This window comes from Cognatazoarcus halotolerans (assembly GCF_009800965.1).
GTDB classification, from domain to species: Bacteria; Pseudomonadota; Gammaproteobacteria; order Burkholderiales; family Rhodocyclaceae; genus Cognatazoarcus; species Cognatazoarcus halotolerans.
Genome location: NZ_WUAF01000013.1, coordinates 118,014 through 128,932 on the forward strand (window position 1 = coordinate 118,014; position 10,919 = coordinate 128,932).

At 57.5% G+C, this 10,919-nt stretch carries 9 protein-coding genes and 2 pseudogenes; 10 read left to right on the forward strand and 1 reads right to left on the reverse strand.

All coding sequences use genetic code 11. The features are described 5' to 3' along the window. The first annotated feature begins 40 nt into the window (after positions 1 to 40). The 8 genes from tkt (at position 41) to GQB03_RS16625 (ending at position 9,563) form a co-directional block, all read left to right on the forward strand. Positions 41 to 2,077 (forward strand): transketolase, encoded by a 2,037-nt coding sequence (tkt, locus tag GQB03_RS16590; protein WP_159691779.1) that lies wholly within the window; start codon positions 41 to 43, stop codon positions 2,075 to 2,077. Positions 2,078 to 2,163: 86 nt separating this feature from the next. Next, entirely contained in the window at positions 2,164 to 3,180 is a 1,017-nt protein-coding gene (gene gap, locus GQB03_RS16595; RefSeq protein WP_159691781.1) for a type I glyceraldehyde-3-phosphate dehydrogenase, read from the forward strand. A gap of 59 nt (positions 3,181 to 3,239) precedes the next feature. Further along, a complete protein-coding gene (locus tag GQB03_RS16600) occupies positions 3,240 to 4,424 on the forward strand; it encodes a phosphoglycerate kinase (RefSeq protein WP_159691783.1) in 1,185 nt (394 codons plus the stop codon). A 136-nt stretch (positions 4,425 to 4,560) separates the two neighbouring features. Next, complete coding sequence (locus GQB03_RS16605) at positions 4,561 to 4,980, forward strand: hypothetical protein (RefSeq protein ID WP_159691785.1); 420 nt, start codon at positions 4,561 to 4,563, stop codon at positions 4,978 to 4,980. 135 nt (positions 4,981 to 5,115) lie between these two features. Further along, positions 5,116 to 6,561 carry a pyruvate kinase gene (gene pyk / locus GQB03_RS16610; protein WP_159691787.1) on the forward strand — a complete coding sequence of 482 codons (1,446 nt, stop codon included), beginning with the start codon at positions 5,116 to 5,118 and terminating at the stop codon, positions 6,559 to 6,561. 108 nt (positions 6,562 to 6,669) lie between these two features. After that, the gene (gene fba / locus GQB03_RS16615; protein ID WP_159691789.1) at positions 6,670 to 7,734 is read left to right on the forward strand and encodes a class II fructose-bisphosphate aldolase; all 1,065 of its coding nucleotides are present in this window, start codon (positions 6,670 to 6,672) and stop codon (positions 7,732 to 7,734) included. Positions 7,735 to 8,246: 512 nt separating this feature from the next. Beyond that, positions 8,247 to 9,185: a nucleoside recognition family protein gene (locus GQB03_RS16620; protein ID WP_159691791.1), complete on the forward strand. Its 939-nt coding sequence runs from the start codon at positions 8,247 to 8,249 to the stop codon at positions 9,183 to 9,185. A 63-nt stretch (positions 9,186 to 9,248) separates the two neighbouring features. Next, positions 9,249 to 9,563, forward strand: coding sequence for a DUF1153 domain-containing protein (locus GQB03_RS16625; protein WP_159691793.1), 315 nt, complete (start codon positions 9,249 to 9,251; stop codon positions 9,561 to 9,563). Between the two features lie 197 nt (positions 9,564 to 9,760). Here the strand turns inward: GQB03_RS16625 and GQB03_RS23280 are convergent. Next, positions 9,761 to 9,871 (reverse strand): annotated as a pseudogene (locus GQB03_RS23280) (helix-turn-helix domain-containing protein); the annotation flags it as partial. An 86-nt stretch (positions 9,872 to 9,957) separates the two neighbouring features. Between GQB03_RS23280 and GQB03_RS16635 the strand changes: the two are divergent. Beyond that, positions 9,958 to 10,233, forward strand: coding sequence for an integrase core domain-containing protein (locus GQB03_RS16635; protein ID WP_200832260.1), 276 nt, complete (start codon positions 9,958 to 9,960; stop codon positions 10,231 to 10,233). 14 nt (positions 10,234 to 10,247) lie between these two features. Beyond that, positions 10,248 to 10,685, forward strand: a pseudogene (locus tag GQB03_RS16640) (IS3 family transposase); the annotation flags it as partial. Positions 10,686 to 10,919: the final 234 nt, after the last annotated feature.

The following is a 10,919-nucleotide window of genomic DNA, read 5'->3' on the forward strand; positions in this document are numbered from 1 at the left end:
CCGCTTTTTTCGGGCTTCCTTTTTGCCCACAGAGACCATCATGCCGTCGTCCCGCCAAGTTACTCTGCCCGTTTTCAATCCGCTGACCGGCGCGATCCGCGCGCTTGCCATGGATGCTGTCCAGAAGGCCAAGTCCGGACATCCGGGTGCCCCGATGGGCATGGCAGAGATCGCAGAAGTGCTGTGGAGGCACCACCTCAAACACAACCCAGCCAATCCGAAATGGGCCGACAGAGACCGTTTCGTGCTGTCGAACGGCCACGGTTCGATGCTGCTTTATGCCCTGCTCCATCTCACCGGATACGATCTGGGCATTGAAGACATCAAGTCATTCCGCCAATTGCACAGCCGCACGCCGGGCCACCCCGAGGTTGGATACACGCCGGGCGTGGAAACCACTACCGGACCGCTGGGCCAAGGCATCAGCAACGCAGTAGGCATGGCCCTGGCCGAGAAAATCATGGCCGCCGAGTTCAATCGACCGGGTCACGAAATCGTCGATCACCATACCTGGGTATTCCTCGGCGATGGTTGCCTCATGGAGGGCATCTCTCATGAGGCCTGCTCGCTCGCAGGTACGCTTGGCCTGGGCAAGCTGATAGCACTGTATGACGACAACGGAATCTCGATCGACGGGGAAGTGACAGGCTGGTTCACCGACGACACACCCAAGCGCTTCGAAGCCTATGGCTGGCATGTCATCAGCGACGTACAAGGGCACGACCCCGCTGAAATCGATGCGGCGATTCGCGCCGCAAAGGCTGAAACGCGCCGTCCTTCGCTGATCTGCTGCAAGACCATCATCGGCATGGGCGCCCCGAACAAGCAAGGTGGTCACGATGTACACGGCGCCCCCCTGGGCGATGCCGAGATCGCGGCGGCCCGAGAGTATATCGGCTGGAATCATCCTCCCTTCGAGATTCCAGCCGAGGTATACGCCGCATGGAACGCGGTCGAGAAAGGCGAACAATCAGAAGCGCTCTGGGACGAGCGCTTCACCGCATACGAGCGGAGCCACCCCGAACTTGCATCAGAATTCATGCGTCGCATGGCTGGAGACCTTCCCGAGGATTGGCCTGCCCAGGTCGCGAAAATCGTGAGCGCGATCGACCAGAAAGGAGAAACCATTGCGACCCGCAAGGCAAGCCAGAATTCGATCGAGGCATTTGCATCCGTTTTGCCTGAGCTGCTCGGAGGCTCGGCCGACCTTGCCGGATCGAATCTCACGCTGTGGTCCGGCGCCAAGGGCGTCACCCGCGAAACGGGCGGCAACTATGTTTACTACGGGGTCCGCGAATTCGGCATGGCAGCCATTGCCAACGGCATCTCGCTGCACGGCGGTCTGATTCCCTACACCGCGACCTTCCTGATGTTCAGCGAGTACGCGCGCAACGCGCTGCGCATGGCTGCGCTCATGAAAGCCCGCCAGATCTTCGTCTTTACCCACGACTCGATCGGGCTCGGAGAAGATGGCCCGACGCATCAGCCCGTGGAACAAACCTCGACGCTACGGCTGATTCCGAACATGAACGTCTGGCGCCCCTGCGACACGACCGAATCGGCCATTGCATGGGCCTGCGCGATCGAGCGCCGGGAAGGCCCATCCTCGTTGCTGTTCTCGCGACAGAACCTGCCCTTCCAACCTCGAAGCAGTGAACAGATCGAGAACATCCGTCGCGGCGGCTATGTCCTCTCCGATGCGGGCAATACCTCACAGCAAGAGCTTCCGCATGCGGTTATCATCGCGACCGGCTCCGAAGTCGCGCTTGCGATGAGTGTCAAGCAGTCACTTGAGCTCCAGGGAATTGCCGTTCGGGTGGTTTCGATGCCGTGCACAAACGTCTTCGATCATCAGGACGCCGCATACCGGGCGAGCGTGCTTCCGTTCGGTGTCCCGAGAATAGCAATCGAAGCCGGCGTGACAGATTTCTGGCACAAGTACGTAGGCCTTGAAGGTGCCGTGATCGGCTTGGACCGCTTCGGTGAATCGGCTCCCGCAGGAGAATTGTTCAAGGAATTCGGCATCACTGTCGAAGCACTCGAGGCGGCAGTCAAAGCGGCGATCGGTCAGCGCTGATCCCCATCCCGCGCCAGGTTGCCGGCCAGCCTGCGCTCTGGCCGGCAGAGCAGACATTTTTGGTTACATGCAAGGGAGTTTTCTCGATGACGATCAAGGTTGCAATCAATGGCTACGGCCGCATCGGTCGATGCACACTTCGAGCCATCTATGAACTGGGCCGCCGCAATGAATTCGAGGTTGTGGCAATCAACGCCTCGGGTGATCTGAACACCAACGCGCATCTCACCAAATACGACACGACCCACGGTCGTTTCAATGCCTCGGTGGAACTCGACGGTGACCGCGCGATGATCGTCAACGGCGACCGAATCCCGTTCTATTCGACCAAGAACGCCAAGGACATTAATTGGGCAGACCGCGGCGTAGACGTCTTGCTCGAGTGCACAGGAGCCTACACCTCCAAAGCCAAGGCTCAAGTCCTGCTCGAGCAAAATGCCAAGCGGGTGCTCATTTCGGCTCCCGGCGGTGACGACGTGGATGCAACAATTGTCTACGGTGTGAACCACGAGATTCTCACCCGCGACATGACCGTGGTCTCCAATGCATCATGCACCACCAACTGCCTCGCACCGGTTGCCAAGGTTCTTCAGGACAACATCGGCATCAAGCAGGGCCTGATGACGACGGTGCACGCGTACACCAACGATCAGGTACTGGTCGACGTTCGCCACAAGGATCTGCGTCGGGCCCGTGCCGCCGCCCAGAACATCATTCCGACAAAGACCGGCGCCGCGGCCGCGGTCGGCCTGGTGCTGCCAGCACTCAAGGGCCGAGTTGACGGTTTCGCCCTTCGCGTCCCCACGATGAACGTCTCGCTGGTCGATCTCACCTTTACCGCCGAGCGCGCCACTTCGAAGGAAGAAATCGCCGAGTTGATGAAAGCGGCCAGCAAGGGCGCCCTCAAGGGCGTTCTTGCAGTCAATGAAGCACCGCTGGTCTCAATGGACTTCAACCACGATCCGCATTCCTCCACTTTCGACGCCACTCAGACACGTGTCATCGACGGCACCCTCGTTAAGGTACTCGCGTGGTACGACAACGAATGGGGTTATTCCTGCCGCATGCTGGATGCGGCCAAGGCCTTCGTCGAAGCGCGATAAGTCAACTCCAATCTCAACGCCCTGCAGATACAGGGCGTTTTTTCTGCCTCGAAGACATCATGCACGTTAAAAAACTCACCGATCTCGACGTAGCTGGAAAGCGCGTTTTCATCCGCGCCGATCTGAATGTTCCACAGGACGAAGCGGGAAACATCACGGAAGATACCCGCATCCGAGCGTCGATACCGTCAATCAAATACTGTCTCGACAATGGCGCCGCCGTCATGGTCACGTCTCACCTCGGCCGCCCGACAGAAGGTACGGTGGGTCCCGATGACACGCTCGCGCCCGTCGCCGTACGCTTGGGGCAACTGCTCGGAAAACCGGTCAAGTTGGTCACGGACTGGGTGGACGGCGGTTTCGAACTTGCCCCCGGTCGGATAGTGCTGCTGGAAAACTGCCGCTGCAACGTTGGAGAAAAGAAAGACAACGAAGACCTTGCGAGACGGATGGCGGCCCTTTGCGACATCTATGTGAACGATGCTTTCGGGACCGCACACCGCGCCGAGGCCACGACCCACGGTATTGCCCACTACGCACCCGTCGCCTGCGCCGGCATCCTCATGGGCGCCGAAATCGACGCACTTGGAAAAGCCACCGAAAATCCTGCAAGACCGTTGGTCGCGATCGTTGGCGGCGCCAAGGTCTCGACCAAACTGACCATCCTCAAGACCCTTGCCGAAAAGGTCGACCAACTGATCGTCGGTGGTGGCATTGCCAATACCTTTCTTCTCGCAGCGGGAAAGCGGATCGGTGAATCGCTGGCCGAACCCGAAATGGTACGTGAGGCACAACAGGTCATGGACCTCATGAGAGCGCGTGGGGCCGAGGTTCCCCTCCCGACCGACGTGGTGGTCGCCGACGAGGTATCCGCGCTGGCCCGGGCGAACCGCATCCCGGTTGACGAAGTGGGACCGCATGACCGCATTCTCGACTTCGGCCCGAAAAGCTCCGCCAAACTGGCCGACATCATTGCGCATGCGGGGACGATCGTATGGAACGGACCGGTAGGCGTATTCGAACATGCGCAGTTTGCCGGCGGCACGAAAATGATGGCATCCGCCATCGCCCATTCCGAGGCCTTTTCGATTGCTGGTGGCGGCGACACTCTCGCAGCCATCGCAAAGTTTCACATTGCGGACGACGTGGGCTATATCTCCACTGGCGGTGGCGCGTTCCTTGAGTTCCTCGAAGGCAAGACATTACCCGCCATTGCAGCCCTCGAGACACGCTTCAAAGACTGACACGATCCGAGCGGCGGGAGCATATCCCGCCCAAGCATTGCTCCACGCCCCGCCGGAGAAGCAAAGGGGTTCCCACGGATGAAGAGCTGCAACCCTCCGTTCGCCAGTGCGGCAGGCCGGTGTGTCAGGCTGCTCCGTGCCCGATACGATCCGTATAGCGCCGACCGCGACGCGCACGGCGCTCGGCCTGATCGGGCTGTTCCCAACTTGCAGTACGCAGGCCATACGGGTCGCGCCGATCCAGTTGGGATCGACGGTCATCGAAATGCTGGTAAATGCAGGTGCATTGAACACCACAGCATTCGGCAAGCGGCAACAGCGGCGCCTCACTCGAAAGAAAACGGTGACCTTTGAGGCGCCTGGCCTCTGCACACGAGTGCCTGCCTGGTCTGATCGCAACCGCATGAAAAGGATGCGGCGTATCCAAGACATCGGGCACGGAGTCGCGACCGCTCCGCATCAGGCGATAGAGCAGAAGCGACACGAGCAACAAAAGGAGAATCGCAGAGAATTCGTTCATGACACGCATCATGGGCAATACACGGCGTATGTCTAGAATACGCGATAGCCATGGCGGGGTCACTACCGGCACGCTTTTCCGGGTTGACCGCCGGTTCATTGGGTTGAGTCGGGACCAGGAAGATAAAGCTCTAGAATGTGACGCTGGATCAGACCACGAGAACAACACGCCATGCCGCGCCACACCAAGATCGTCGCAACACTGGGTCCTGCATCAACTGAACTTTCTGTCCTCGAGCGCATGGTTCATGCGGGCGTGGACGTCGTACGGATGAATTTCTCTCACGGCTCAGCAGCTGATCACGCAAGCCGGGCGGAAACCGTCAGAGAGGCATCAGCCCGTGCCGGACGCCCGGTGGGCATCCTGGCAGACCTCCAAGGGCCGAAGATCCGTATCGGAAAATTCGAACAGGGCCGAATCAGGCTGGAACGAGACGCCACGTTCATCCTTGATGCCCGTTGCGAAATCGGAGACCAGACCCGCGTAGGGCTGGATTACAAGGATCTACCCAAGGATGTCCGGACTGGAGACATCCTGCTGCTTGACGACGGACGTCTCAAGCTCGACGTGATGAAGGTTCTGGCAAGCGAGATTCATTGCCGCGTCCGGGTCGGTGGTGAATTGTCGAACAACAAAGGTATCAATCGCCAAGGCGGAGGACTGACGGCCCCCGCGCTTACTGCCAAAGACATGGATGACATCAAGACTGCAGCGAGTATCGGTGTCGACTTTGTTGCAGTGTCATTTCCGAAAAGCTCGGCAGACATGTATATGGCACGTCAGCTGATGCGCGCCGCGGGGTGTCAGGCGTTGCTGATCGCCAAGATCGAGCGGACCGAGGCAGTCGCCAATCTAGAAGAGATCGTCGAGGCGTCCGATGGCATCATGGTCGCTCGAGGCGATTTGGCGGTCGAGGTTGGCGATGCGGCAGTTCCTGCCTTGCAGAAGCGCATGATCCGGACCGCCCGCGAGCGCAACAAGCTCACCATCACCGCCACGCAGATGATGGAGTCGATGATTACCAGCCCGGTTCCGACGCGAGCGGAGGTTTCCGATGTGGCGAATGCAGTCCTGGATGGCACCGATGCGGTGATGCTCTCCGCAGAAACGGCTGCCGGAAAATATCCGGTCGAAGTCGTCGAGGCAATGTCCCGTGTCTGCCTTGAGGCTGAAAAATCAACGGATTTCACCCTGGATCGCGAAGTTCTGAATCGTGTGTTCACACGAATCGACCAATCGATCGCGATGGCTGCAATCTGGACTGCATATCATTTAAACGTGAAAGCCATCGCATCTCTTACTCAAACCGGCTCGACAGCACTCTGGATGAGCCGGCTGTCGTGTGGCGTTTCCATTTACGCCCTTACACCCGAAACAAGCGCCCGTAATCAGATGACGCTATATCGCGGAGTTTATCCGCTTCTCATGTCTCAATTGCACAGTGAACGTGACGTGCTCCTATGGGAAGCGGAGCAGATCTTGATGGATCAGGGGGTCGTCGTGCATGGCGATCTTATCGTTCTCACGATCGGCGAGCCAATCGGCGCCTCCGGCGGCACCAACACGCTAAAGATCGTCCGCGTTGGGGAGCACCCCGCCCCCACTGCCGAGCTGTAACCGCCCTCACGCAGTGCACAAGCGACGTGTGCAAGTCGAACCTATAGGGTTAGAATTCTGCTTGCCAAGCGATCCGGCGCCGTGCCGGTGACGTCCAGGAGAATTCGAATGCCCCTTGTATCCATGCGCCAGTTGCTAGACCACGCCGCGGAAAACGGCTATGGCCTGCCGGCTTTCAATGTCAACAACCTCGAACAGGTTCAGGCAATCATGGAGGCGGCAGCGGAAACCGACAGTCCGGTCATCATGCAGGCATCGGCAGGTGCCCGAAAATACGCTGGCGAAGCGTTTCTGCGACACCTGATCGATGCCGCAGTTGAGTCTTACCCTCACATTCCCGTCGTCATGCATCAGGATCACGGGCAATCACCTGCGGTATGCCTAGCAGCGATCCGGTCTGGATTCTCCTCGGTCATGATGGACGGGTCTCTACGCGAGGACGGAAAAACACCTTCATCATATGAGTACAACATCGATGTTTCGCGGAAAGTCGTGGACATGGCGCATGCCATCGGTGTCACCGTAGAAGCCGAACTTGGCTGCCTCGGTTCGCTCGAGACAGGTCAGGCAGGAGAAGAGGACGGTATTGGCGCCGAAGGGACATTGGACCATTCGATGCTGCTCACTGATCCCGACCAAGCTGCTGACTTCGTAAAGAGGACCGATTGTGACGCCCTCGCCATCGCCATTGGAACAAGTCACGGAGCATACAAGTTCACACGAAAGCCAACCGGAGACATTCTCGCAATCGACCGCATCAAGGCAATTCATGCACGCATTCCGAATACCCATCTCGTGATGCACGGATCCTCAAGCGTCCCGCAGGATCTGCTTGAGATCATTCGGCAATACGGCGGAGACATGAAGGAAACTTACGGTGTACCGGTCGAAGAAATTGTCGAAGGAATCAAGTATGGGGTTCGCAAGATCAATATCGATACAGACATTCGTCTTGCCATGACGGCTGCGATCCGGAAGTTCCTGTTTGAGAACCCCTCAAAATTTGACCCTCGCGAATACAACAAGCCTGCACGTGAAGCGGCAAAGAAGATCTGCAAGGCGCGCTACGAAGCATTCGGCTGCAGCGGTATGGCGGGTCGCATCAAACCATTAGGGCTAGATCGCATTGCACAACGCTATGCATCCGGAGAACTGGCGCAAATCGTGAAATAGCACGATATCACGTTTATCCTCCAGCGATTGGCTCCCACTAGGGAGCCTTCTTGTTTTTAGGTTTGAATGCCCTTCCAATGCAATGCCTGATCGCGCACTAGTAGAAAACATCTTGCCGGTCACTCCCCCCCCGCCCGGTTGAACTTAATGCAAAGCCGCTTGTTATTTCTTCAGCCACGGTGAGACACCCCGCCCTCCCGCGCACCATCGCTCATTGTTGACTTGCTATCCGTCAAATCGACCGAACGTCGCGCAGGAAAAAATGCCTTGCACTTCAAACTGATGTCTTATATCTTTATCGCCTCCTCGGCTTACGTTCAATCGAGATGCAGGGGCAGGAGACAAACTCAAAAAGCGCCAAACTCTCCTCAAGAAGAGTAAGAGCGTATCTTGTGTGACGGGCCATCATTCCAATCGGGTTGCCGAAGTCTTCGGCAAAGGCGAAAGCTCAGACGCGACGAGAAGAGTAGTGACTGATATGCTGCACGACAGCATTATTTTCTAACGGTCACATGGATATCTTGGTCGACGTAATTCTTCGTGCAGGGCGCTCTGCGGTAGAACTTGCGCTTTTCACTCTCCTTCCCATGATGGTGGTAATGCTCTCCTTGATGCGGCTCCTAGAGGCGCGGGGAGTCATTGACCAAATTGTGGCTCACCTTGGACCGTTACTTCGACCGGCGGGCCTCACAGGCCTCGGGGTCTTTGCTGCGCTTCAAATCAATTTCGTCAGTTTTGCTGCGCCCGTGGCTACGCTAAGCATGATGGAACAGCGGGGAGCGTCGGATCGTCAGCTGGCGGCAACGCTTGCACTGGTCATGGCGATGCCACAGGCAAACGTTGCAATGCCGATGACCGCTATGGGTTTGAACTATGGCCTGACATTGCTAATGTCATTATTTGGCGGCCTCGTCGCCGCCAGTATTACTTTTCACGTCTTTGCAAGACACCTGCCCTCAGACGAAGTGCTCGTTGATCAAACGCTTCACCACCGTGTCGCCGATGACACCAAAGGTGTGCTCGATACGATAAATCGAGCTGGAGCGGAGGCATTCAAGATTGCCGTTGGTGCAATTCCCATGCTCGTACTCGCACTTGTTGCCGTTGCAGCACTGAATGCGGCGGGCATCATGGCAGCAATTAACTCGATCGTGGCCCCGCTCTTGAACGCCGCAGGGATAGATTCGGCCCTTGTCACTCCGACTCTTACGAAATACCTCGGCGGCGGAACGGCAATGATGGGGGTGATTGACGAAATGCGGCGGCACAATTCGCTCTCCATCTTGTCTCTCAATCAAACCGCAGGTTTCTTGATCCATCCACTAGACATTCCCGGTATCGCTATACTCTCGTCAGCAGGCCCCCGCGTTGCGAGCACATGGCGGACCGCCACGTTGGGCGCGAGCATTGGCATCCTCATTAGATCGATTGGTCATGCCGTTCTGGCCTAAGTCACTCAATTGTATTGACCCAGTAAAAACCTGCTCAGGTGTTAGCCTTGAAAGGAAGGACACATGGGTACGGAAATGGAAGACGAAATCAAGCGTTGGACGGCCAGGCGCAAGAGCGCATTGGTGATGGAGGTCCTACAAGGGAAGAGGACGTTAGCGGAGGCGAGTCGTTCGTACGATCTTCCCCCGTCAGAGATCGAGACCTGGATCGACGAGGCGAAGCGAGGTATGGAGAACGCGCTGCGAACCAACCCGCTGGACATCCGGGAGCATTACGAGAAGCAGATCAAGCAGCTCCAGGAAGCCTATGGGGAAGCGATGCTGGAGCTGCGTGCCCGAAAAAAATTGCAGTCCCTGCTGGGCGAGGACGAGAAGTGATCGAGACGATCCGCCAGGGACTGCATAAAGAAGGTGTCGTCGTCTCGATCAGTCAGCTGTGCCGGTGGTTTGAAGTGCTCCGTCGCACCTTTTACTACCAGTCGGTGAAGGCCCCGCCGAAGGTGCAGGCTCGCTTTGCCGAACCGATCAAGGCGATGATCGAGGACAACCCGTCCTTCGGCTATCGGACCGTCCTCCCTCAGCCACTTCTTGATGGTGTTTCGCGACAGGCCCGTCCGCCGAGAAATCTCCGAAACCTTCAGGCCATCCCGCAGGAACAGCCTCCTCACCTTGCCCAACATTTCCATGGTGATCACCTCAAACACCCCGCCTCAAAATGAGGCAGGCAGGTTAAACACCCTGGTCAATTTTCAGTCGGTACACACCCCTTCAGATGGTCAGTTTTCGGTCGGCGCCAACATACACGGCGCTGGTCAAAAGCTACGGTCTGAAGCAGGAATTCATCACCCCGTACACCCCGCAGCAAAACGGCCTGGTGGAGCGGATGATCCGTACGTTGAAGGAACAGTGCATCCACCGCCACCGCTTTGAAACCTTGCAACACGCCAGTCGTGTCATTGGCGACTGGATCCAGTTTTACAACCACCAGTGGCCGCATCAAGCCCTGGATATGAAAACGCCCGCTCAGGCATTTACATTAGTGGCGTGACCTGTGCAGGATTTGCTGAGTTAATACACCTGTTCAGTCGTCAGGTTGTAAGCTGGTCGATGTCAGAGCGCATGACACGAGAGTTGGCACTCAACGCGCTGCTGGCCGCCGTATGGCGCAGAAAGCCCGAACAGGAAGTGTTGATTCATTCGGATCAGGGTAGTCAATTCACCAGCCACGATTGGCAGGACTTTCTGAAAGCTCACCGCCTTGTGTCAAGCATGAGCCGACGGGGCAATTGCCACGACAACGCCGTAGCTGAGAGCTTCTTTCAACTGCTGAAGCGGGAACGGATTCGCCGCAAGACATACACGGCGAGGGCAGAAGCTCGTGCGGACGTCTTTGACTATATCAAGCTGTTCTACAATCCGAAGCGTCGCCACGGCTTCAACGAACAGCTCTCCCCAGTGGAGTTTGAGCGGCGTCACGCCGCGAGCAGGCAAACCGTCTAGGAAACCCGGGGCGATTCACTGATCTCCATGGGATCCTGATTATCGGGCCTTTTCAGGAGAGCAGCAGCCACTTGCCGCCGCGTCCAGACTGCCGGGACCGCCTCTGTAGACATGGAAAGGCCCCTGATGGATTATCAGGGGCCTTTTTTGGTTAGTCTGACGATGACCTACTTTCACACCCGGATGGGCACTATCATCGGCGCGGTCTTGTTTCACGGTCCTGTTCGGGATGGG